Here is a 20,130-nt window from a genome sequence, read left to right as displayed (position 1 = left end):
CCGGCTCACGCCGCGTCGCGGCCCAGGCGGCGCATTCGCGCATGCCAGCGCGCACGGCCGGCGTCGGTCATCGCATCGACGCTGCCGATCAGCGTGCTGCGCACCGGCTGGATGCCGACGAAGTGCAGGATGTTGCGCTTGAAGCTCATGACGCCGTGCGCCAGATAGAAGGTGCGGAACAGCCAGGCGGGCATGCCCATCGCGACGACCAGCCGCGCCGACCGACCTTTCAGCAGCCGGGTGAAGGGGTTGCGCCCGCGCCCTTCGCCGATGGCGAAACCCGGGCGGAACACCTGTTCGAAAAAGGCCTTGAGCACGGCCGGCAAGGTGCCCAGCCAGATCGGGAAGAACACCACCAGATGCTCGGCGTCGGCGATCAGCACCTGAGCCTGCGCGATGTCGCCTTCCGCCGGCGCTGACCATTCGGCTTTCGAGCGCAGCACGGTAAAGGAAAGCCGGCTCACGTCGATCACGCTTACCGTATGGCCCGCCTCTCGCGCGGCGGCCACATAGCTGTCGGCCAGTGCGCGCAGCAGACCGGGGCGGGATTCGGGGTGACCCTGGATGACGACGATGCGGCTCATGGCGGGGCTCCTGCAATGCAGAGGCCTTCATCATGACCAGCCGGGCGCGTTCGGCCCTTGAGCGGGATCAGGGTCGGGTATCGCACAGCAGGAGTGCGTCGCTCACGTGAAAAAAGCTGGCGGCACACCGCGGCCCTGTCGGGGTCAGAAGACCCCTCCCACAGAGGACGCGCCCAGACCCCCAGCCAGTGCCCGGGCTGGGGTTCTGTGGGAGGGGCTTCTGACCCCGACAGCGGCGGTGGGCAGTGTGCGGCTCTTGGTTCAGGCCCCGTCGGCAGCAATGGGCCTCCCGCAGGGTTCCTCGCTCAGGCCTTTGCCCAGGCTCGTGGGAGCGAGCTTGCTCGCGATAGCGGCATCGAACAAAGCCGGCGGCCAGCGACAGCCGCATCGCGAGCAAGCTCGCTCCCACAGGGAGTGCGCCCGATCTGTGGCTGGCGCCGTGGTCCTGTGGGAGGGGTCTTCCGACCTCGACAGCGGCGGTGGGCAGTGCGCGGCGCCGGGTCGAGCTCTTCTGGAAGCTGTCAGCCGAGCAGCCGTGCCACCAGCGGGCGGCCGAACGGGCTGGTCAGCAGCAGGAAGAGTGCGACATTCCCGAAGACAGTGATCCAGAAACCACGGCGGAACGAAGCCTTCACCGTCTTGTGACGGAGGAACTGCTGCGCCAGCAGCGCACCCGGCCAGCCGCCGACCAGGGCCAGCAGGTGCAGGCGCGGTTCGGGCACGCGCATCGCGCCGATCGCCGCCTGCTGTTTGTCGATCGCGTACAGCGCGAAAGTCACCAGACTGACCGTCAGATAGAGCAGGAACCAGCCGTGCGGCGCCTGCCACAGCACGCTGACCAGCACCATCAGCAGCAGGAAGGCCGGAATCAGGAACAGCGTCGCACCGCCCCATTGTGCCGGCGAGGCCTCGTCGCGCACTTCGACCCGTCGCGTCTTCAGCGGCACGCCGGCCAGCGTCACCCGCTGCGCACAGCGCCGCCCCTTGCGGTCGCGGCCGAGATCGAACGCCACGCGCTGACCCTCGGTTGGACGCTGCCCCTCGACGTCGAACGAACTGATGTGCACGAACACGTCCTCGCCACCGCCATCCGGCGTGATGAATCCGAAACCCTTGTCGTCCTTCCACGACCGGATGCGACCTTCGCTGCGCATGCTGCTTACCTTGAAAATGAGGCTGCGGACGATATCACCGCCGGTCGCGTCCTGCCTGTTCGACGATGTGGTCCGGCCACTCGAAGGCGTCGCAGCGCGGGCATTCGAGCAGCGCGCCGAGGTGAGCCGCACGCCCCTCCTCCGTCACCACCCAGGGGCGGTTGATGAAAGGCGGGTGGTGGCGCACGTGCTGGCGGTGCCCGCAGGCGAGCCGGGCGACCCAGTCGCCCTCCTCGTCGATCAGGTAGCCGGTGATCGGCTGCTTCATCCTGAAAACCTCAGTTGATCGGCGTTGTGGGCATGGTTGGCGGGGTGTACGGCAAGGCGCGAGGGCGCGGCAGGATGGCTCCCTGCAAGGACGAGCAACGCGGCCGGGCGCCCCGCCGGCCGTGCACGCGACGTCGAAGCGGTCTCACCCGGAGGGTGAACGATGCAAACCGTCCAATGTCCTTGATGGGCAGGGCTTTCAACTTCATGGCGAGCGGTCAACTGAGGTTTTCAGGATTATTCGTCCATTGCTTCGCGCTGCGGCCGCACCGCAGTCACCCACGGTTCGAAGCGGCGGCCCCACGCGACGTCCATTTCGAAGGTGGCGCGCCCGCTGTCGAGCGCGCTGCGGTCGATGCCGTCCATCGCGCCGCGCAGCGCGTGCGGCACGCTGATGCGGGCGACCGCCAGTTCGCCGATGTGGCCGCTGAAGGTGGTCTTCTTGTCGATCACCATCACCGATGGCGTCACCGTCGCCACGACGATGAGGTGGCGGTGCGTGTCCGGATAGCGCTGGCGCAGCGCAGCGGCGTCCAGCCCGGCGTTCAACGGCGAACAGGCGCGACGCCTTCTGCTGCTCGTACTTCAGCGCCTCCTGCGCCGACTTCTGCGCGTTGACATCCTGCTTTTCGGCGTCGCCCCGGGCCAGCGCACGATCCAGCCGGCGCTGCGCCTGCGCCAGCGCCGCCTGCCAGTCGGCACCGGCCAGTTCGAGCACGACGTACACCTCGCGCTTCTGGCGGTGGGCGTCGCGCTCCTCCTTCAGGTCGAAGCCCAGTTCGCGCAGCTTGTCGGCGTCGAGCCAGTCGGGCCCACGGCCGTAGTGCATGTCATACGCGGCATCCGCATTGTCGTCGCGCATCGGCGCGCGCCAGAGCAGCGCCACGTCGATGCCGCCGCGCTCGCCGTCGAGCCCGTAGGCGTAGGGCAGGCTGAGCTCGCGCTGAGTGAGGGTGAGCGCGCTGCCCGGCTCGCCCGAGCGGTTCCAAGCCACGCCCGCCAGCACGAATGCATTCACCGCGACGATGAGGGCCACACCGCCCACCAGCAGGATCTTCTGCGCGCGCCTCATCGCCCTCCCTCCACCGACGTCACCGCCCGCAAGCGCTTCAGCACCAGGATGACCAGCAGCGCCACCAGCCCGAGCACGAGGAAGAACAGGAATTTCGGCATCACCGCCCACCACCAGTCGAACAGCTTGGTGTACAGAAAGATGACGAAGAACACGACCGCGGTATTCATCACCTCGGGCCAGCCGCGGCGCGCGCCGAGCCAGGTCAGCAGGCCGCCGGCAACGAAGCCGCCCAGCTGATAGAAGCCCTCGACCACATCCGCATCGAAGGGCAGATAGCTCGCGCGGCCCCAGTTCGACAGCACCAGCATGGGCAGGAAGAGCGCGAGCAGCGCGACCAGCCGCCAAGTCGCATCGAAGCCCGGATGACGCCGGTGATCGACGAAGAAAGGCACGCAGAACATCAGCAGCGCCGCCGGGAAGAAATGTTCCGGCCGCTCGCCAACGCTGAGCCAGTACATGCCGGTCCAGGTGCCGACGCGGGCGGCGATGAAGCCGGTGATGCAGACCAGTCCGGCCACCAGCAGCAGGCGCAGTTCGCAGGTGTAGGCGAGCAGCAGCGCGAAAGCCGCCCACGGCAGCAGTGCCCTGTCCGACGGCGTGATGTTGAAGCTGGAACCGAGCAGGCTCAGGTTCAGCACGAAGCAGGCGAAGGCGACCAGTGCGGCCAGCTTGGTGAAGTAGCCGGAGGCGTCGCGCCGGTGCAACCAGGCGGTGAGCACCAGTGTGCCGAGCGAAGCGCCGGCCAGCACGATCACCTGTACCGCTTCCGGAAACAGCGGCCAATACTGGCGGAACAGGAAGAACACGCTGGCCGCCAGCGCCAGCGCGCCGAGGAAGGAGGCGATGCGCAGGCCCAGCGTGAGCTGGCGCGCGCGCTGCGTGGTGTCAACATCGGGCCGTGCGGCGAAGCGGGCGAGCAGTGCGTCGTGATGCGCGCGGATCGCTGCCGCGTCGGCCGTCGCCATGCCGTCTGCGACCAGCCGCGCCTGTTCGCGGCGGAAAGCGTGGATGTCGTCGGCGCGCTGCTGCGCATCGGTGCGTGACAGGTTGTCGTCCATCGGATCGCTTCCGGATGTCATCGCCGCATGATGCCACGAGCGCAGCGCGCTGCCGATCGGGCACAATCGCACGATGGATCACGCCCCCGTACCGTTGCTGCGCGGCAGTCTGCGCGCGCTGAAAATCATCCTGCTCACCTTCACCGGCATCGGCCGCACACGGATGATCAACCGCACCACCGAGGGGCTGGGCCCGCAGCACTTCCTGCTCGGCGGGCTGTTCGCCGCCATCGCGGTGAATGTCGTGCTGATCGGCCTCGTGTTGTGGGCCACCGGCTGAAGCGCCGGGCGTAAAAGGCTCCGGCGGGCTACTCGCCCTCGTAACCGACCAGCACCACGTCGGCCCCGGCCTCGCGCAGCGGCACCAGCGCCTGATAGGCCGGTGAGTCGTGCCAGGCGCGCGCGCTGGCCGCATCGACGAAGCGCAGCAACACGGTATCGGTGCCCGGCCAGTCGCCGGCCAGCACCGCATTCACCCGGCCGCGCATCACCAGTTCGCCGCCGAAGGGTGCCAGCGTGACGCCGACGCGCGCGCGGTAATCCGCCCAGCGCGAGGCATCCAGCACCCGGATGTGGCCGATCACGTAGTAGCTCATGCGGCGGCCGCCACCAGTCGCCACAGCGTCGTCACTTCCTTCGCACGCGCTGCGTGCAGCGGATCGGTGGCGTCAGAAGCCTTCGGGTGACGCGGTCGGGCATCGAGCCGGCCGACCACCTTCAGCCCGGCCGCATCGATCAGCCCCGCCAGTTCGTCCGGCGCGCGCAGACCGAGGTGCTCGGCGAAATCAGACAGGATGAGCCAGCCCTCGCCGCCCGGCGCCAGATGCGCCGCCAGCCCGGCGAGGAAACCGCGCAACATGCGGCTGTCGGGGTCATAGACGGCGTATTCCAGCGGCGAACTGGGTCGCGCCGGCAGCCAGGGCGGATTGCACACGACCAGCGGCGCGCGCCCCGGCGGAAACAGATCGGCTTCGATCACCTCGACCTGCGCGCCGATGCCCAGCCGCGCAACGTTTTCGCGCGCGCAGGCCAGCGCACGCGCATCCTGATCGGTCGCCACCACGCGCGCGACGCCGCGCTTCGCCAGCACCGCCGACAGCACACCGGTACCGGTGCCGATGTCGAAAGCGGTCGAATCGCTCTTCAGCGCCGCCGGCAGCGGCGCCTTCGCCACCAGATCGACATACTCGCCGCGCACTGGCGAAAACACGCCGTAATGCGGGTGGATGTGCGCGCACAGCGCCGGAATGTTGACGCCATTGCGTCGCCACTCGTAGGCGCTGATCACGCCCAACAACTCGCGCAGCGAACAGACATAGGGCTCTGTCGCCTCGCCGTGCGCCTGCGTGCAGGCCTCGACCACGTCCGGCGCGCGGCGCAGCGGAATGACGTGACCCGCCTCGAACGGAATCAGCAGCATGCCCAGCGTGCGCGCCCGCTGCGACTGCGCCAGCCGGTGCTGGTTGAACGCATCGCGCAGCGTGGCCGCCGGTTTGCGCGGCTTGCGATCCACCCGCCGCGCCATCGCCTGCAGCAACTGCCGCGCGTTCTGGAAGTCGCCGCGCCACAGCAGCGCCGTGCCCTCGCTCGCCAGCCGGAAGGCCATGTCGGCCGTCAGCGTGTCGTCGGCGACGACCACCTTCTTCGGGGGGGCTACGCCCGCTTCGGATTGCCAGCGGGCACCGAGTTGAACATCGCCTTCATTCCATTGCAGAACTGCGTCGCTCACTGACCATTCCGTCCGCGCTGAAGCCGCTGTCGCGGCAAGAGCGCAGCACGCTACACCAATCCCGGGCGAGCAGCGAATGCAGCATCAGCGACGTCAACGCACCACCGCGCCGAGCAGCCCCAGCCCCGCCAGCATCATGGCCCAGCCTTCGGGCTCGGGCACCGCGGCGGTCAGCGTCAGGGTGACCGGTCCGGTGGCGTTGGCGATGTCGAGCACGAAGTCGGTCTGGCTGCCGTCGAGGAACCAGTCGCCGAGCGTGGCTTCGACGTATTCCGGGCCGCTGAAGGTGATGCGTGCGCTGTCGTGGCTGCCGGTGACGGTGGCGACCGAGCCGAAGGTGCCGCCGGCGCTGCCGAGGGTGTTGAACAGGCCGCCGGATATCGTCAGCGTCAGGCTTTCGAAGCCCAGACCGAGGTAATTGCGGACGATGGCGTTGAAGTTGAGCATCGGCAGGTCACTGTCGTCGCGCGTCAGCGTGAACGTCACCGGCAGCGTGTTGATCAGGCCGAAGTCGATGGACAGCATGTCCGGCGTGCTGAAGCTGGTGTCCACGATGTTGCCGTTGGCAGCGACGACGTCGAGCGTGTAAGCGTGGGCGGCAGGGGCGAGTGCGAAGGCGCACAGCGCGGCGACGAAGGTGTAGCGGATGTTCATGTGATGGCTCCGGAATCGTTGTTCAACCTGAAAACCTCAGTTGATCGGCGTCGTGGGTGCGGTTGGCGGGGTGTACGGCAAGGCGCGAGGACGCGGCAGGATGGCTCCCAGCAAGGACGAGCAACGCGGCCGGGCGCACCGCCGGCCGTGCACGCGACGTCGAAGCGGTCTCACCCGGAGGGTGAGCAACGCAAACTGACAAATCTCCTTGATGGGCAGAGCTCTCGACTTCATGACAAGCGGTCAACTGAGGTTTTTAGGTTCAGAGATTGCCCTTGGCCCACGGCCCAGTGATGGCCACGGTGATGCCCGGCGTCTGCATGTTCACGAACAGCACGCGGCCGGTCGGGTCGAAGCAGGCGCCGCAGAATTCGTAGTTGCGATAGTCGGCCGCGGCCACGGTCTTGCCGGCGGCGGCGATCTGGTCGGCGGCGAGGTTCACGTTGTTCTTGCAGAAGATGTAGGCCTCGCCGGCCGGGTTCAGGCCGAGCAGGCGGTTGCCGCTGCCGTAGGCGTCGGTGGTGCCGCCGCCGTCTTCGCACAGCAGCACGCCGCCGCGCGGGCTGACGGTGACGTTGTCCGGGTTGTTGCCGGCGGTCTGGTTGCCGCTGACGAAGATGGCGCGCAGGCGCATGGTGGCCAGCGTCAGTTCCCACACCGCACCTTCGCCCTGGCCGACGCGCGCGCGGCTGTCGGTGCCGGCGGCGGTATCGACGATGAACATCTTGCCGGCGGAATACCAGATGCCTTCGCCGCGGCTCATGCGGGCGCCGCCCTGGCTGATGGCCTGATGGGTGGGGCCGGACATGAAGGCGAGGCTGACGCCGCCGGGCTGGCCGGCCACGACCACCGGGTCGGCGTCGGGGTTGGCGATGTCCACCCACTCCAGTTCGTATTCGTCGCCGATGTCGGGGTTCAGCAGGCCCTGGTCGTTGGCCTGGGCCAGCGTGGCGGGCGCGGCCTTGCGCACGATGGTCTTGATGCGCGCCGCCTGCAGCTTGCCGCCGTTGTGCAGGCTGCCCAGTTCGCCCGAGGTGTCGGCCGGCACGTAGCGGAAGAAGGCCGACACGTTGCGGTTGTCTTCGGTTTCGTAGACGTAGCCGGTGGTCGGGTCAACCGCCACTGCTTCGTGCACGAAACGGCCCATGCCGATGATGGGGTCGGCGATCGAGTCACCGGCGTCGGCGTTGACTTCGAACACATAGCCGTGCTTCTTTCCGCCGATGCCGGAGAAGTCGTAGATGGTTTCTTCGCAGGTGAGCCAGGTGCCCCAGGGCGTCGGGCCGCCGGCGCAGTTGCCCAGCGTGCCGCCGATCGAACCGGTGGCGCCGGCCCAAGCCGCGTCGCGGAACAGCAGGTTGGTGGTGCCGCCGGCCGGATAGCCGACGAAGGGCGCCGGCGCGGCGGCCGACGGGTCGCTCACGATGCCGCCGGCACCGATGCGGATGGGCAGGCTGCCGTAATACACGGTGATGATGCCGTTCACCGGCTGGGTGGCGTAGCTGCGCGGCGCCTGGATGGCTTCGGCCGGCGTGGCGACCAGACCGCGCTCGTGGTTGCGCACCAGCACCAGTTCGGTGCTGCGGCCGGCGCGGCGCGAGGTAACCACGGCCATGCCGTCGTGATTGCCGGGCGTCGGGTTGCCGTCGCTCATGCTGTCACCGGTCCAGCCGAAGCTGCGGTAGCTGAAGCCCGGCGGCAGTTGCAGCAGTGGCAGGCCGGTGCTTGCGTCTTTGACCGGCGCCAGCGCGCCGTAGGGCGACAGAGCCGACACCGTCTGCTTGCCGGTGGCGGCCAGCGCGTTCTGCGCATACAGCGCGCCCATCAGGCCGGTGAATCGGGTGGCAGCCAGCGCGCCGGAGCCCTGGAGCAGGCGGCGACGGCTGGGTGAGGTACAGGACGAGGACATTCGAGACTCCGGGCGCGGTAGCGAGATTCTCATCATCGGTGCGGCGGGTGTCAACTGCATGACGGCGTCGGTGCCGCAACGTGGTCCGAACGGGCCATCGGTCGCGGCGGGCGGCGAAAGGTCGGGGCATCGACGATGCACTGCACAGCGACGGCGCCAGAATGCGCACCGGACACCCCACGAAGACAAAATTCATGAGCGCGAACCTCACCCCCGGCCCGTTCGGCAAGTCCCTCACCGACATGCTCGCCAGCCCCGCCCTCACCGTGCTGCGCATGGCGGCGCTGGCGGCGAGCCAGGACGACGGGCTCGACGAAGACACGCTGGACCTGATGTACGAACAGGTGGCCGCCGGCGCGCTGGCCGATCTCGCGCCCGAGATCATCTGGCGCGAACTGGCGCGCGGCCTGTCGGCGCGGGCGCCGTCGCGCATGCTGCGTGCGCTGCGCGAGTGCGACGCACTGGCCGTGCTGCTGCCCGAGGTCGATGCGCTGTTCGGCGTGCCGCAGATTGCGGACGACCCGGACCAGGTCGATATCGGCGAGCACCTGCTGCGCACCGTCGATGAAGCGGCGCGCCGCGATGCGCCGTTCGCGGTGCGTTACGCGGCGCTGGTGTTCAACGTCGGCAAGTCGGATTCACCGCGCGAACACCTGCCGGTGCATTACCGGCACATCGAACGCGGAGTGCCGCGCATCGAGGCGATCAACGCGCGCTTCGGCGTGCCTGACGACTGCGTCGATCTGGCCTTGCTGGCCAACGCCGAATGCGAGCGCGTGCACCGTGCGGCCGAAATGCGCGCCGGTTCGATCACGGCGATGCTGGAGCGGGTGGATGCCTTCGGTCAGCCTGAACGCTTTGACCGCCTGATGACGCTATGCACCTGCGATTTCCGCGCCTACCCGGGACGCGCCTCTCGCCCCTACCCCAAGGCTGCGATGCTGCGCACCGCGCTGTCCGCCTGCCGGGGCGTCAACGAAGCGGCGATTGCCGCCGACGCCCTGCTCGAAGCGCGCGCGCAGGCGGTGGCTGCCGCGCTGCAATCACGGCGCTGGGAGGCGTAGGCAGAGGCCCCGCCTGCGCTGCAGCGCCGAATCGACGCCGCCATCGCGAGCAAGCTCGCTCCCACAAAAGCGCGCCTGGCTTGACCAGCCCGCACGTGTCTCGTGGGAGCGGCCTCTGGCCGCGATACGGCCTTGGCAAGCGACCGGCGTCAATATCGGCCGCGATCGCGAGCAAGCTCGCTCCCGCGAGGTGTCGGGGCCGGGGGCGTTGAGTCAGTGCACCGACTGCTCTCCGCTGCCGCAGCACTTCTTGAATTTCTTCCCGCTGCCGCAGGGGCAAGGGTCGTTGCGCCCCACCTTCGGCTCGGCGCGAAAGCAGGATTCGACGGAGGCGCCGACGTACGCGGAATCGTCCTCACCCAACCCTTCCGGGTCAGCCCTCCTCAGGTCGAACCAGATTTCGTGGATCGCGACCAGCACCGGCGGCACGAGCTTGCCCCAGAGCATGGCTTCGCCGTCGCGCAGCGTCGCGCGCCCCTCGTCTGTTCCAGGGCGCGTAAGAGGTGCGGCAAGGTCGGGGTACTCGTCCCACATTTCGGCCCACTTGTCGGGGCTCAAGCGGGTACCCACCAGGAAGCCTTCGCACCATTCGATGACGGCCTGTTCGCCCCGCCGCGTGAATATGGGCTCGAAGGCATCGGCGCGCTTCAGGAAGATGTCTTCGATGCGGTCGAAGAGGCGCATCACCAGCGCGATGACGCGCTCGGCATGGTCTTCGTCGTCGAAGTCCGGCGCCACCCGCGCGTCGCGCCAGTCCCACACCCGGGCCAGCCACTCCTTCGGCATGACCTGGCGCGGGCCGACGACGACGGCGGTCAGAAAGCCCTCCAGCATCGGCACGCTCATCGCCGTGGCTTGAAGCTGTGGCGAGGCCAGAAACCGACCGAGTTCTTCGAGCTCGGCGGGCGACAGCCGCCTGATCGGCGCGTTCATGGCACTCAGCTGCGGTAGTCCGCGTTGATCTTCACGTAGTCGTAGCTGAAGTCGCAGGTCCAGCAAGTGGCGCGGGCGTCGCCGCGGCCCAGCGCCACGCGTATCGTGATCTCGGCCGGCGCCATCGCGGCCGCGCCCTGCTCTTCCTTGTAGTCCGGATTGCGGCCGCCGTCCTTCGACACCAGGAAGTCACCGATCCACAGACTCACTTTCGAGGTGTCCAGATCGGCCAGCGACGGGTGCGTCTGCGCGGCGTTGCCGACCGCGGCCAGGATGCGGCCGAGGTTGGGGTCGGAGGCGAAGAAAGCGGTCTTGACCAGCGGCGAGTGGGCGATCGCGTAGCCGACCGCCTTGCACTCGGGCACGTCGCGGCCGCCTTCGATTTCGATGGTGATGAACTTGGTCGCGCCTTCGCCGTCGCGCACGATGGCCTGCGCCAGTTCGGCCGCCAGCGAGGTGACCGCGTCGGCCAGCGCACGGCCGTCGGCGCTGTCGAGCGAGGTGATTTCGGCATTGCCGGCCGTGCCGGAGGCAATGAGCATGAAGGAGTCGTTGGTCGAAGTGTCGCCATCGACGGTGACGCAGTTGAACGAGCGGTCGGCGGCGTGTTTCACCATGTCTTCCAGTGCGGCCTGCGACACCGCCGCGTCGGTGGCGATGAAGCCGAGCATGGTGGCCATGTTCGGCTTGATCATGCCGGCGCCCTTGCTGATGCCGGTAATGGTGATCCGGCGGCCGTCGATCGTGAGCGTGCGCGAGCCGGCCTTGGCGATGGTGTCGGTGGTCATGATGGCGTGCGCCGCCTCGTACCAGTTGGCCTCGTCGAGATCGTCCATGCAGGCCGGGATGCCGCGCTCGATGCGGTCCACCGGCAGCGGCTCCATGATCACGCCGGTCGAGAAGGGCAGCACCTGTTCCGGCGCCAGTTCGAGCGCGCGGGCCACCGCCACGCAGGTGGCGTGCGCGGCGACCAGACCCGGTTCGCCGGTGCCGGCATTGGCGATGCCGGTGTTGATGACCAGCGCGCGGATGTCGCTGCGCGACAGGTGGTCACGGCACACCTGCACCGGTGCGGCACAGAAGCGGTTCACCGTGAACACGCCGGCCACGCGCGCGCCGGGCAGCAGCGAAATCAGGCACAGGTCGCGGCGGTTGGCCTTGCGGATGCCGGCCTGGGCGATGCCCAGACGGACGCCGGCGACCGGCAGGATGGATTCGGCGGGGGGCGTCTGGTAGTTCACGGGCATGGCGGGCTCGGTTCGCGGGAGGTAAAGCGCGGAGTTTACATGCAGGCCGCAGCCGTTGCCGGGCCGTGCACGGGGTCCGCGGCGTAACAGGAAGAAACGCATTCCGTCACACGGCCGTCATCTGCCGCTTGCGCGGGCAGCTGCGGCAAGGCCGCGCAGGCACCCCCACCTCGACACGCACGCCCCGGCCGGGCGCGGATCTGCCGGCAGCATGCGCCGAACGGCTCACCCACCCTTCATGGCATTGAAAAGACCGCTCCCTAAGGTCGGCGCGTTCCCGGCACTCCGCCGGCATGAAACCTGTGGGAGACACGACATGAACGCACGCACGCAACTCACCCTGGTGCTGGCGGTGGCAGCCGCCTTTGCCGCCACCTCGGCCAACGCCGCACAGAACACGCTGTCCGGCTGGGCCGTGATGCCGGCCAACACCTTCGCCGACGGCCCGACCTCGGGTCAGTTCGCTGGCGCCGGTGCCGGTGGCAACCCGCTGCCGCTGATCGACATGCAGCCGGTGCAGGGCTTCTCGGGCGTGCTGGCCGGCGCCAACGGCAGCTTCCGCGTCATCACCGACAACGGCTTCGGCGCGCAGGGCAATTCGGCCGACACGCTGCTGCGCAGCTATGCGGTGAATGTCGATTTCCGCACCGCGCTGGGCGGCAGCGGCACCGTGTCCGCCGCCAACTGGAATACCGGCGCTTCGCTGCCCGCCTTCAACGCCGCCAGCCGCATCACGCTGAGCGACCCGAAGAACCTGCTGAGCATCAAGGTCCAGGCCGACTACACGCACTACTACAACAACGCCGCCAACCCGCTGGTCGATCCGTCGATCAAGTCCGGCCGCCTGCTCACCGGTGCCGACCTCGACGTCGAGTCGGTGCGCCAGGACAAGAACGGCAATCTGTGGTTCGGCGATGAATTCGGTCCCTACCTGGTCAAGACCGACGCCACCGGCGTGGTCCAGCGCCGCGAAATCGCGCTGCCCGGCGTGTTCGCGCCGCAGCACGAGGCGGTGCTGAACGGTTCGGTCACCAGCAACCTCGGCGGCTCGGGCGGCTTCGAGGGCATGGCCATCAACGCCAGCGGCGACAAGCTCTACACGCTGCTCGAAAAGACCGTGGCCGGCGATCCGGCGAAGAGCCTGCGCATCAACGAATTCAGCATCGACAGCGAAAGCTATACCGGCCTCGACTACCTGTACCAGCTCGAAGCCGAAGGCACCGCCATCGGCGACATGACGGCGATCGACGACCACCGCTTCCTGGTGATCGAGCGCAACGGCGGCACCGCCACCAGCGGCACGCCGTTCAAGAAGATCTTCATCGCCGACACCACCGGTGTCGCCGACGGCGGCTTCGTCACCAAGACCGAACTGGTCAACCTGATGAACATCGCCGACCCGGACGACCTGAACGGCGACGGCCTCACCGGCTTCACCTTCCCCTACGTGACCATCGAGGACGTGCTCATCCTCGACGCCAACACGCTGCTGGTGATCAACGACAACAACTACCCCGGCACCGGCGGTCGCGACTTCGGTTCCGACCACACCGAGTTCCTGAAGATCAGCCTGGCCAACCCGGTGCCGGAGCCCGAGACCTACGCGCTGATGCTGGCTGGCCTGGGCCTGATCGGCTTCGCCGCAAAGCGCCGCCGCTGATCCTTCGCGCCGGCCCCGCAGCAGCGGGGCCGGTTCGTCACGCCTGCCGGAATCCATCATGAAGAAACTGCTTCTGGCCACCGCTGTGGCCCTCTCGTTCGGCGCCGCGCACGCGGCCGACTTCTCGCTGCGCGTGATCGGCGCGACCTCGCTGCCCACCGGCACGCTGTTCCAGGGTGTCGAATTTGGCGGCATCTCCGGCCTCGATCGCGCCGCCGACGGCACGTACTGGGCGATCGCCGATGACCGCGGTGGCGAGCGCGGTACGCCGCGCTTCTACAACCTGTCGCTGGACTACGACGCCGCCGGCTTCAACGGCGTAACCCTCAACAGTCAGACCTATATGCAGCGCCCGGACGGCACGACCTTCCCGTCGAACGCCCGCACGGTGGACCCGGAAGGCCTCCGTGTCGCACCGAACGGCAATCTGTACTGGTCCTCCGAAGGCAACTGGAACGCGAACGCCGCCAGCCGTTACCAGCCCTTCGTCCGCGAGATGACGACCTCGGGCGTGTTCGTGCGCGAATTCGCCACGCCCGCCCTGTACAACTACGTCAACAACGCCAGCACCGGCGGGCGCAACAACAAGCTGTTCGAAGCGCTGACGGTGACGCCGAACGGCACGATCTACACCGCCAACGAAGACGCGCTGGTGCAGGACGGCCCGCTCACGTCGATCAGCAACGGCAGCGTGGTGCGCCTGACCGCGCTCGACCCGGTGAGCGGCGCGGCCGGTGCGCAATATGCCTACGAACTGCCGCCGATTCCGGTCAACGCGGTGCCGGGTGCGCCCTTCGGCCCGGACAACGGTCTGCCCGAACTGCTGGCAATTTCCGACACGCAGTTCATCGCGATCGAGCGCGCCTTCGCCTTTGGCGTCGGCAACACCATCCGCCTGACGCTGGCCGAAATCACCGCCGACACCACCGACGTGAGCAGCTTCGCCAGCCTCATCGGCGCCGACTACACGCCGATGCGCCGCACGCTGCTGCTGGAAATGCCGATCACCTTTGACGGCATCACGCTGGACAACATCGAAGGCGTGAGCTGGGGCAAGACGCTGGCCAACGGCAACCGCACGCTGGTGCTGGTCGCCGACAACAACTTCAGCGCCACGCAGAGCACGCAGTTCATCGCACTTGAAATCGCACCGGTACCTGAACCGGAACAGCACGCGCTGCTGCTGGCCGGCCTTGGTGTGCTGTCGCTGGCCCGTCGCCACGCGCGGCGCTGACCCCCTCACCTTCTGGAGCACATCACCATGCGCATCAAACTTCTCGCACTGGCCATCGCTGGCGCACTGAGTCAGGCGGCATTCGCCTGCGTCCCGGGCAGCTACAGCGGCAACGTGGTCTTCGGCAGCACCGACAGCGGCGTGCCGGACCGCGTGCTCGACGCGAGCTGCACCACCGTCAACAGCCAGATCCGCGACGAGGACCCGTGGGGCAATCAGGCCGCCTTCATCGCCCACGTATCGTCGGTGACGCTGGCGCAGCAGAAGGCCGGCAAGATCAGTGCGGTCGAACGCGCCCGCCTGCTGATCGCTGCACGCAACTCGCAGATCGGCACCACGCTGAAGGTGAAGCTGATCGCCTTCAACGATTTCCACGGCTACATCAAGCCGTTCGAAGGTTCGGGCAGTAACCCGGGCGTCACCCGCTTCTCGACCCGCATCAAGGAACTGAAGGCGCAGAACCCGCTGCACGCCGTGGTGTCGGCCGGCGACATGATCGGTGCGAGCCCGCTGACCTCGGCACTGTTCAAGGACGAGCCGACGATCGAGGCGATGAACCGCATCGGCATCGACTTCAATGCGGTCGGCAACCACGAGTTCGACGAAGGCAAGGACGAACTGCTGCGCATGCAGCACGGCGGCAATCACCCGACCGATGTCTACTCCGGCCTCGGCATGAACGAGGATCTGAAGGGCGGCGAATTCGCCGGCGCGAAGTTCCGCTTCCTCGCCGCCAACGTGCATGACACCGCCACCGGCAGCACCGTGTTCCCCGGCTACGGCGTGAAGGACTTCCTCGGCAACAAGGTGGCCTTCATCGGCATGACGCTGGAGGGCACGCCGAGCATCGTGTCGCCGTCCGGCGTGGCCGGCCTGCAGTTCAACGACGAGGCAGACACCGTCAATGCGCTGATCCCGAAGCTGAAGGCGCAGGGCATCGAGTCCATCGTCGTGCTGATCCACGAAGGCGGCTTTGCGTCCGGCGGCATCAATGACTGCACCGGCGCGTCCGGCCCCATCGTCGGCATCGTCAACCGGCTCGATCCCGAGGTCGATCTGGTGGTGTCCGGTCACACCCATGCCGCATACAACTGCCTGATCAACAACGCTGCCGGCCAGCCGGTGCACGTCACGTCGGCCGGTCAGTACGCGCGCAACCTGAGCGACATCGACCTCACCATCGATACCCGCACGCGTGACGTGATCGCGGTGGCCGCCAACAACCTCGTCACCGGCACCACGACCGAGGAAGACGCGGCGCTGACCGATCTGGTGGCGCACTACGACGCGCTGTCCGCCGTGCCCAAGGCACGCGTCATCGGCACGATCACGGCGGCGATCAGCCGCTCGCAGAACACGGCAGGCGAATCGGCACTGGGCGACGTGATCGCCGACGCCCAGCTCGACGCGACCGACGACGCCGGCACCGGCGAAGCCGTGGTGACCTTCATGAATCCGGGCGGCATCCGTGCCGATCTGCCGTTCAATGCGCCGGACGGCAAGGTGACCTACGGCGACGCCTTCACCGTGCAGCCCTTTGGCAATTCGCTGGTCACCATGACGCTGACCGGCGCCCAGATCCGCACGCTGCTGGAAACCCAGTTCAACGGCTGCAACGGCCAGACCGCGACCCGCATCCTGCAGGTGTCGCGCGGCTTCCACTACGCCTACACCGCCGGCAACGCCTGCAACGCGCGCGTCACGTCGATGACGCTGGATGGCGTGGCGGTCGATCCATCGGCCAGTTACCGGGTGACGGTGAACAGCTTCCTCGCCGACGGCGGCGACGGCTTCGCCGTACTGAAGGATGGCACGCAGCGCCTCGGCGGTGCGGTCGATACCGACGCCTTCGAAGCCTATCTGCAGGCCAACCCGACCGGCGTCGCGCCGGGCCCGCAGAACCGCATCACCAGGAACGACTGACCCCCTTATTCGATTCCGGAGAACAGAGAATGAACCTGATCAAGACCACGCTGGCGCTCGCGCTGGCATCGCTGGGCATGAACGCTCAGGCGGCCCACTTCAGCCTGATCTCGGGCAGCGTCAGCGGCTCGACCAACACCAATATCAACGAGCTTGCCGCATCGTGGAGCTTCGGCGGCACCTTGGATGACTTATCGGGAAGCGGCTATCTGCTCGGCGTCGGCGGTGGTGAGAGCTCCGCCGGCAGCGTGTCCCACGTGTGGAGTCAGTCTCTTCTGCTTGACGCCGCGTCTGACCCGTCGAACGTACTCATTCAGGGCAGCCGCAGCATGTCGCTCGATACGACCCAGCCCGTCCAGGTGAACTCGGGCAGCGACACGATCTACTCCCAGATGCTGGCCGCGGTGCGCATCCAGGGTGACGGAGCAGCAGACGGAAGCGCAGTACGAGTTTCGTTCTCAGGCACCATCGACAACATCTTCTCGTCCGCCCTATCCACCATCTCGACGCCGTCTTTCCTGTCGCTCATCGTGCGCGGCGATGGCAACAGCACCATCGCCGAGTACCAAGTCGCAACCTTTGACAGCGGCATCTTCAGCTTCGCGTTCGACAGCTCGGTCGGCGCGGATCTGCGGCTCGATATCGGCTTCGGGTCTAACGCTAGCATCGGAATGAGCATGGCCCCGGTCGGACCAGGAAATCTGATCGAATCGACAACGCTGGTCAGCGGGTCGCTGACGGTCACGCCAGTGCCCGAACCGGAACAGTGCGCGCTGCTGCTGGCCGGTCTCGGCTTGATCGGCGCAGCCGCCCGCCGCCGTCGCGGCTGAGCCGCGCGCGCCGCGTCCGCGCCTCAGCCGCGGCGCGGCGTGGCAGCGGCGTCGAGTGCCAGGCTGGCCAGTTGCGCCAGATGCAGCAGCGCGTCCTGGGTGCCGGCCGGAAACGGCGGCCGTGACGGTGCGCGATCGATGTAGAGCACACCGACCACCTGGTTCTGCGCGTGCAGCGGCACCAGTATCTGGTGCCGCTCGCCCAGCGCAGCGCGCAGGCGAGCCACCGAGGGCAGCCCGGGTGCGGGCACGTGGTCGGCATCGATATCGATGACGCGGCCGTGGTCGACCAGTTCGGTCAGCGCGTCGCGCGGCGCACCGGCGAGCAGGAAAGTGAAATGGCGCATCAGCTGCTGCGCGCCGTGACCTTCGGTCGCGCGCGCAGCCAGTTGCGCGCGATTCGGTGCCACCAGCGCGAGCACCGCGCGGTCGGCACCCAGCGCGCGACCTGCGCCTTCGAGCGCCAGATCGAGCACCGCGGTGCTGGCCGAACGGGCCGCCATCAGTGCGGTCATGCGGCGCGCGACATCCAGTTGCAGCAGCGGATCCGCCTCGGCGCCGTCGCCAACCTCCGCCGGCGCAGCACCGGATGCCGCTGTCGGCTGCGGAATGCGCGCTGCCGCGTCCTCGCAACCGTAGAAGCCGGCGATGCGGGCCGCCTCGCGCGCGTGCGCGGCGACCACTGGTGCGACGGTGGCGATGTCCTGCCGCAGCACCCTGGCGTAATCGCGCATCGCCCCGCGTGCGCGTTCGCAGTCCCAGCCGCCCTCGGCCGCCACGGCGAGCCGGTAGCCGGCGACCACCAGCGCCTCGCGGCTGTCCAGCCGCACGCCGTCGGCACAGGCGTTCACGACCAGGCCGGGCAGCGCCCATTCGCGCGCCAGTTGCTGCGTCAGCGTGCGCAGGCGAAAGCCCAGCACCTCCATCTCGACCTGTTCCGGCTGCGCCTTGCTCTGGCGCAGCGCCTTGTCGAGCTTCTGCCCCACTTCGCCGGAAAAGCACCAGAAGGCCATTTCGCCGATATGCGACAGCAGCGTCGCGATGAACACTTCCTCGGGCGACGCGTCGCCGCGCGCCGACGCGGCGTGCCGCGCATGCACCGCGGCGTGGAAACAGCGCGCCATTTCAGCCGCCACGCGTTCGCGCACGCCACCGGCGAGAAAGGCATCGATCAGCGCGACCGACACCGCGATATTGCGCACCGTGTCGAAGCCGAGCACGACGATGGCGCGCGAAATCGTGCTGACGCGCTGGCTTTCGCCACGGAAGAAAACGGAATTGGCCATCCGCAGCACGCGTGCGGTCATGCCGGCGTCGCGCAGGATGATGGTACCGAGCGCGGAAGTCGGACTCGCCTCGTCGCCCGCGACCTCGCCGATGGCGGCGAGCGTGGCGCTGAAGATGGGCATGTCCTGGCTGCGCAGGCGATCCACCCAGGCTTCGAGCGGATCGGATGCGGTGGCGGTGGGTGCGCTCATGGATGGGTGCGGGACACAAAAATTGACATCATGTCCCGCTAACGGCGCGCCACAGCGAATTCTTGAGGCAGAACCCGAGGCAGCGTGCGGGCGGCCGGCGCACCTGAGCAGGCGCCACCGGCCGTACCGGGCTTACTTGACCAGCAGCACCGGGCGGTTGGAGTGGTGCAGCACGCCACTGGCTACCGAGCCGAGGGCAAAGCTGGCGAGCGCGCCGTGACCTCGACGGCCCATCACGATCATTTCGCAGTCGTGCTGTTCCGCGTAGCGGGCGATGGTTTCGGCCGGCGGGCCGACGTGCAGGTGCAGCACCGGCTCGATCTTCGCGTTGCGCAGGGTTTCCAGCGCCGAGCGCACGGCGTCCTGCCCTTCTTCGCGGTAGTAGTCGTTCAGCGCTTCACGGCTGACGTGGTGCTGCAGCAGACCACCCGGTACCGGGGCGTGCACGAACAGCAGGTGGATTTCGGGCTGATTGGTCAGCATGGCGGCAAGACGCAGCACTTCGGCCGTGGCGCGCACGCCATGATCGGAACCGTCTACGGCAAGGAGGATACGCATGGTGTTCTCGACACTTGTTATAGGAAGGTGTCTAAGTATGGCAGATGAGGCCGTTCCACAGCCCGTCGCCGAGCGTGGATGCCCGCGCCAGACCGACGATGCCGAAGCCGAGCACCAGCAGCCCGGCCACCCGCCGCAGCGCCGGATGTCGGGTCGCCGCACGCAGCCGGGTGAGCAGCATGCCGGCCAGCAGCAGGTTGGGCAGCGTGCCCAGACCGAAGGCCAGCATGATCAGTGCCCCGCTGCCGGGTGAACCCGACAGCAGCGCCAGTCCGAGCATGCTGTAGACGAGACCGCAGGGCAGGAAACCCCAGAGCAGACCGACGCCCAGCGCCTGCGCCGGCGTGCGCGCCGGCAGGAAGCGCCGGGCCAGCGGCTGGATGCGCGCCCACAGCGGCCGCCCCAGTGCCTCGACCGGCGCCAGCAGGCGCGTGTAACCAGCCAGATAGAAACCGAGCGCGATCATCATCAGGTTGGCGAGCACGTAGAGCGTCATCTGCACCGGCGCGGCGTCGCCGGCCAGCAGGCTGACGCCGCCGACACCACCGGCTACCGCACCAGCCAGCGAATAGCTGGCGATGCGCCCGCCGCTGTAGGCCGCGTGCATTGCCAGTGCGGGCAACTGGGCGCGCCAGCCGCGACGCGCGGGCTGCGGCACGCCAGCCGAGATCGCCGACACGATGCCGCCGCACATGCCGGCGCAGTGCACACCGCCGAGCAGGCCGACGACGAAAACAGCTGCCAATCCGAGGTTCATTGAAGGTCCGGTGGAA

Annotated in this window: 20 protein-coding genes; 6 read left to right on the top strand and 14 right to left on the bottom strand. The window is 68.1% G+C overall.

Annotated features, from left to right (window positions below; all coding sequences use genetic code 11):
- Positions 1-5: 5 nt before the first annotated feature.
- From ACQ66H_RS05175 to ACQ66H_RS05155, 5 genes are all read right to left on the bottom strand, one after another.
- On the bottom strand, positions 6-584 hold the full coding sequence (locus ACQ66H_RS05175) for an NAD(P)H-dependent oxidoreductase (protein WP_430433092.1): 579 nt from the start codon (positions 582-584) through the stop codon (positions 6-8).
- 521 nt (positions 585-1,105) lie between these two features.
- Entirely contained in the window at positions 1,106-1,738 is a 633-nt protein-coding gene (locus tag ACQ66H_RS05170; RefSeq protein ID WP_430433091.1) for a DUF1294 domain-containing protein, read from the bottom strand.
- Between the two features lie 34 nt (positions 1,739-1,772).
- Complete coding sequence (locus ACQ66H_RS05165; RefSeq protein WP_430433090.1) at positions 1,773-2,006, bottom strand: DUF3565 domain-containing protein; 234 nt, start codon at positions 2,004-2,006, stop codon at positions 1,773-1,775.
- Between the two features lie 204 nt (positions 2,007-2,210).
- On the bottom strand, positions 2,211-3,077 hold the full coding sequence (locus ACQ66H_RS05160) for a DUF4824 family protein (RefSeq protein WP_430433089.1): 867 nt from the start codon (positions 3,075-3,077) through the stop codon (positions 2,211-2,213).
- A complete protein-coding gene (locus ACQ66H_RS05155; RefSeq protein WP_430433088.1) occupies positions 3,074-4,138 on the bottom strand; it encodes a DUF2157 domain-containing protein in 1,065 nt (354 codons plus the stop codon). The genes ACQ66H_RS05160 and ACQ66H_RS05155 overlap by 4 nt, the downstream gene beginning before the upstream one ends.
- 73 nt (positions 4,139-4,211) lie before the next feature.
- Here ACQ66H_RS05155 and ACQ66H_RS05150 point away from each other — a divergent pair, with 73 nt between their 5' ends.
- Positions 4,212-4,418, top strand: coding sequence for a DUF2970 domain-containing protein (locus ACQ66H_RS05150; protein WP_232419705.1), 207 nt, complete (start codon positions 4,212-4,214; stop codon positions 4,416-4,418).
- Between the two features lie 28 nt (positions 4,419-4,446).
- Here the strand turns inward: ACQ66H_RS05150 and ACQ66H_RS05145 are convergent, their stop codons facing one another.
- The 4 genes from ACQ66H_RS05145 to ACQ66H_RS05130 all read right to left on the bottom strand — a co-directional run bounded on the left by ACQ66H_RS05145 (position 4,447) and on the right by ACQ66H_RS05130 (position 8,430).
- Complete coding sequence (locus ACQ66H_RS05145) at positions 4,447-4,734, bottom strand: DUF1330 domain-containing protein (protein WP_430433086.1); 288 nt, start codon at positions 4,732-4,734, stop codon at positions 4,447-4,449.
- Positions 4,731-5,867: a methyltransferase gene (locus ACQ66H_RS05140; protein ID WP_430433085.1), complete on the bottom strand. Its 1,137-nt coding sequence runs from the start codon at positions 5,865-5,867 to the stop codon at positions 4,731-4,733. The genes ACQ66H_RS05145 and ACQ66H_RS05140 overlap by 4 nt, the downstream gene beginning before the upstream one ends.
- Positions 5,868-5,960: 93 nt before the next feature.
- Complete coding sequence (locus ACQ66H_RS05135; protein ID WP_430433084.1) at positions 5,961-6,521, bottom strand: PEP-CTERM sorting domain-containing protein; 561 nt, start codon at positions 6,519-6,521, stop codon at positions 5,961-5,963.
- Positions 6,522-6,783: 262 nt separating this feature from the next.
- On the bottom strand, positions 6,784-8,430 hold the full coding sequence (locus tag ACQ66H_RS05130) for a PhoX family protein (RefSeq protein ID WP_430433083.1): 1,647 nt from the start codon (positions 8,428-8,430) through the stop codon (positions 6,784-6,786).
- 194 nt (positions 8,431-8,624) lie between these two features.
- Here ACQ66H_RS05130 and ACQ66H_RS05125 point away from each other — a divergent pair, with 194 nt between their 5' ends.
- Entirely contained in the window at positions 8,625-9,494 is an 870-nt protein-coding gene (locus tag ACQ66H_RS05125) for a tRNA nucleotidyltransferase (RefSeq protein ID WP_430433082.1), read from the top strand.
- A gap of 213 nt (positions 9,495-9,707) precedes the next feature.
- Here ACQ66H_RS05125 and ACQ66H_RS05120 read toward each other — a convergent pair whose 3' ends face one another.
- Both ACQ66H_RS05120 and argJ read right to left on the bottom strand, forming a co-directional pair.
- Positions 9,708-10,427, bottom strand: coding sequence for a UPF0149 family protein (locus ACQ66H_RS05120; protein ID WP_430433081.1), 720 nt, complete (start codon positions 10,425-10,427; stop codon positions 9,708-9,710).
- A gap of 5 nt (positions 10,428-10,432) precedes the next feature.
- Positions 10,433-11,674: a bifunctional glutamate N-acetyltransferase/amino-acid acetyltransferase ArgJ gene (argJ, locus tag ACQ66H_RS05115; RefSeq protein WP_430433080.1), complete on the bottom strand. Its 1,242-nt coding sequence runs from the start codon at positions 11,672-11,674 to the stop codon at positions 10,433-10,435.
- A 316-nt stretch (positions 11,675-11,990) separates the two neighbouring features.
- Between argJ and ACQ66H_RS05110 the strand changes: the two genes are divergently transcribed.
- Genes ACQ66H_RS05110 through ACQ66H_RS05095 form a run of 4 tightly spaced genes read left to right on the top strand, consistent with a single transcriptional unit; the run spans position 11,991 to position 17,321 of the window.
- Entirely contained in the window at positions 11,991-13,334 is a 1,344-nt protein-coding gene (locus ACQ66H_RS05110) for an esterase-like activity of phytase family protein (RefSeq protein WP_430433079.1), read from the top strand.
- A 58-nt stretch (positions 13,335-13,392) separates the two neighbouring features.
- Positions 13,393-14,568 (top strand): esterase-like activity of phytase family protein, encoded by a 1,176-nt coding sequence (locus ACQ66H_RS05105; RefSeq protein ID WP_430433078.1) that lies wholly within the window; start codon positions 13,393-13,395, stop codon positions 14,566-14,568.
- Between the two features lie 27 nt (positions 14,569-14,595).
- Positions 14,596-16,491, top strand: coding sequence for a bifunctional metallophosphatase/5'-nucleotidase (locus ACQ66H_RS05100; protein WP_430433077.1), 1,896 nt, complete (start codon positions 14,596-14,598; stop codon positions 16,489-16,491).
- Positions 16,492-16,520: 29 nt separating this feature from the next.
- Positions 16,521-17,321 (top strand): PEP-CTERM sorting domain-containing protein, encoded by an 801-nt coding sequence (locus ACQ66H_RS05095; protein ID WP_430433076.1) that lies wholly within the window; start codon positions 16,521-16,523, stop codon positions 17,319-17,321.
- Between the two features lie 23 nt (positions 17,322-17,344).
- Here ACQ66H_RS05095 and ACQ66H_RS05090 read toward each other — a convergent pair whose 3' ends face one another.
- The 3 genes from ACQ66H_RS05090 to ACQ66H_RS05080 all read right to left on the bottom strand — a co-directional run bounded on the left by ACQ66H_RS05090 (position 17,345) and on the right by ACQ66H_RS05080 (position 20,114).
- Positions 17,345-18,799 (bottom strand): HDOD domain-containing protein, encoded by a 1,455-nt coding sequence (locus ACQ66H_RS05090; protein WP_430433075.1) that lies wholly within the window; start codon positions 18,797-18,799, stop codon positions 17,345-17,347.
- A gap of 132 nt (positions 18,800-18,931) precedes the next feature.
- Positions 18,932-19,357: a universal stress protein gene (locus ACQ66H_RS05085; RefSeq protein WP_304004143.1), complete on the bottom strand. Its 426-nt coding sequence runs from the start codon at positions 19,355-19,357 to the stop codon at positions 18,932-18,934.
- Positions 19,358-19,388: 31 nt separating this feature from the next.
- A complete protein-coding gene (locus ACQ66H_RS05080; protein WP_419542169.1) occupies positions 19,389-20,114 on the bottom strand; it encodes a sulfite exporter TauE/SafE family protein in 726 nt (241 codons plus the stop codon).
- Positions 20,115-20,130 lie beyond the last annotated feature (16 nt).

It is taken from the genome of Methyloversatilis sp. (assembly GCF_965284615.1).
Classification (GTDB): Bacteria; Pseudomonadota; Gammaproteobacteria; order Burkholderiales; family Rhodocyclaceae; genus Methyloversatilis.
Note: the sequence above shows the minus strand (reverse complement) of the source record. Positions and strands in the feature narration are given on the sequence as shown.

Coding starts and splice junctions, on each gene's coding strand:
- ACQ66H_RS05175 (WP_430433092.1), bottom strand. CDS start 584: ATGAGCCGCATCGTCGTCATCCAGGGTCACCCCGAATCCCGCCCCGGT.
- ACQ66H_RS05170 (WP_430433091.1), bottom strand. CDS start 1,738: ATGCGCAGCGAAGGTCGCATCCGGTCGTGGAAGGACGACAAGGGTTTC.
- ACQ66H_RS05165 (WP_430433090.1), bottom strand. CDS start 2,006: ATGAAGCAGCCGATCACCGGCTACCTGATCGACGAGGAGGGCGACTGG.
- ACQ66H_RS05160 (WP_430433089.1), bottom strand. CDS start 3,077: ATGAGGCGCGCGCAGAAGATCCTGCTGGTGGGCGGTGTGGCCCTCATC.
- ACQ66H_RS05155 (WP_430433088.1), bottom strand. CDS start 4,138: ATGGACGACAACCTGTCACGCACCGATGCGCAGCAGCGCGCCGACGAC.
- ACQ66H_RS05150 (WP_232419705.1), top strand. CDS start 4,212: ATGGATCACGCCCCCGTACCGTTGCTGCGCGGCAGTCTGCGCGCGCTG.
- ACQ66H_RS05145 (WP_430433086.1), bottom strand. CDS start 4,734: ATGAGCTACTACGTGATCGGCCACATCCGGGTGCTGGATGCCTCGCGC.
- ACQ66H_RS05135 (WP_430433084.1), bottom strand. CDS start 6,521: ATGAACATCCGCTACACCTTCGTCGCCGCGCTGTGCGCCTTCGCACTC.
- ACQ66H_RS05130 (WP_430433083.1), bottom strand. CDS start 8,430: ATGTCCTCGTCCTGTACCTCACCCAGCCGTCGCCGCCTGCTCCAGGGC.
- ACQ66H_RS05125 (WP_430433082.1), top strand. CDS start 8,625: ATGAGCGCGAACCTCACCCCCGGCCCGTTCGGCAAGTCCCTCACCGAC.
- ACQ66H_RS05120 (WP_430433081.1), bottom strand. CDS start 10,427: ATGAACGCGCCGATCAGGCGGCTGTCGCCCGCCGAGCTCGAAGAACTC.
- argJ (WP_430433080.1), bottom strand. CDS start 11,674: ATGCCCGTGAACTACCAGACGCCCCCCGCCGAATCCATCCTGCCGGTC.
- ACQ66H_RS05110 (WP_430433079.1), top strand. CDS start 11,991: ATGAACGCACGCACGCAACTCACCCTGGTGCTGGCGGTGGCAGCCGCC.
- ACQ66H_RS05105 (WP_430433078.1), top strand. CDS start 13,393: ATGAAGAAACTGCTTCTGGCCACCGCTGTGGCCCTCTCGTTCGGCGCC.
- ACQ66H_RS05100 (WP_430433077.1), top strand. CDS start 14,596: ATGCGCATCAAACTTCTCGCACTGGCCATCGCTGGCGCACTGAGTCAG.
- ACQ66H_RS05095 (WP_430433076.1), top strand. CDS start 16,521: ATGAACCTGATCAAGACCACGCTGGCGCTCGCGCTGGCATCGCTGGGC.
- ACQ66H_RS05090 (WP_430433075.1), bottom strand. CDS start 18,799: ATGAGCGCACCCACCGCCACCGCATCCGATCCGCTCGAAGCCTGGGTG.
- ACQ66H_RS05085 (WP_304004143.1), bottom strand. CDS start 19,357: ATGCGTATCCTCCTTGCCGTAGACGGTTCCGATCATGGCGTGCGCGCC.
- ACQ66H_RS05080 (WP_419542169.1), bottom strand. CDS start 20,114: ATGAACCTCGGATTGGCAGCTGTTTTCGTCGTCGGCCTGCTCGGCGGT.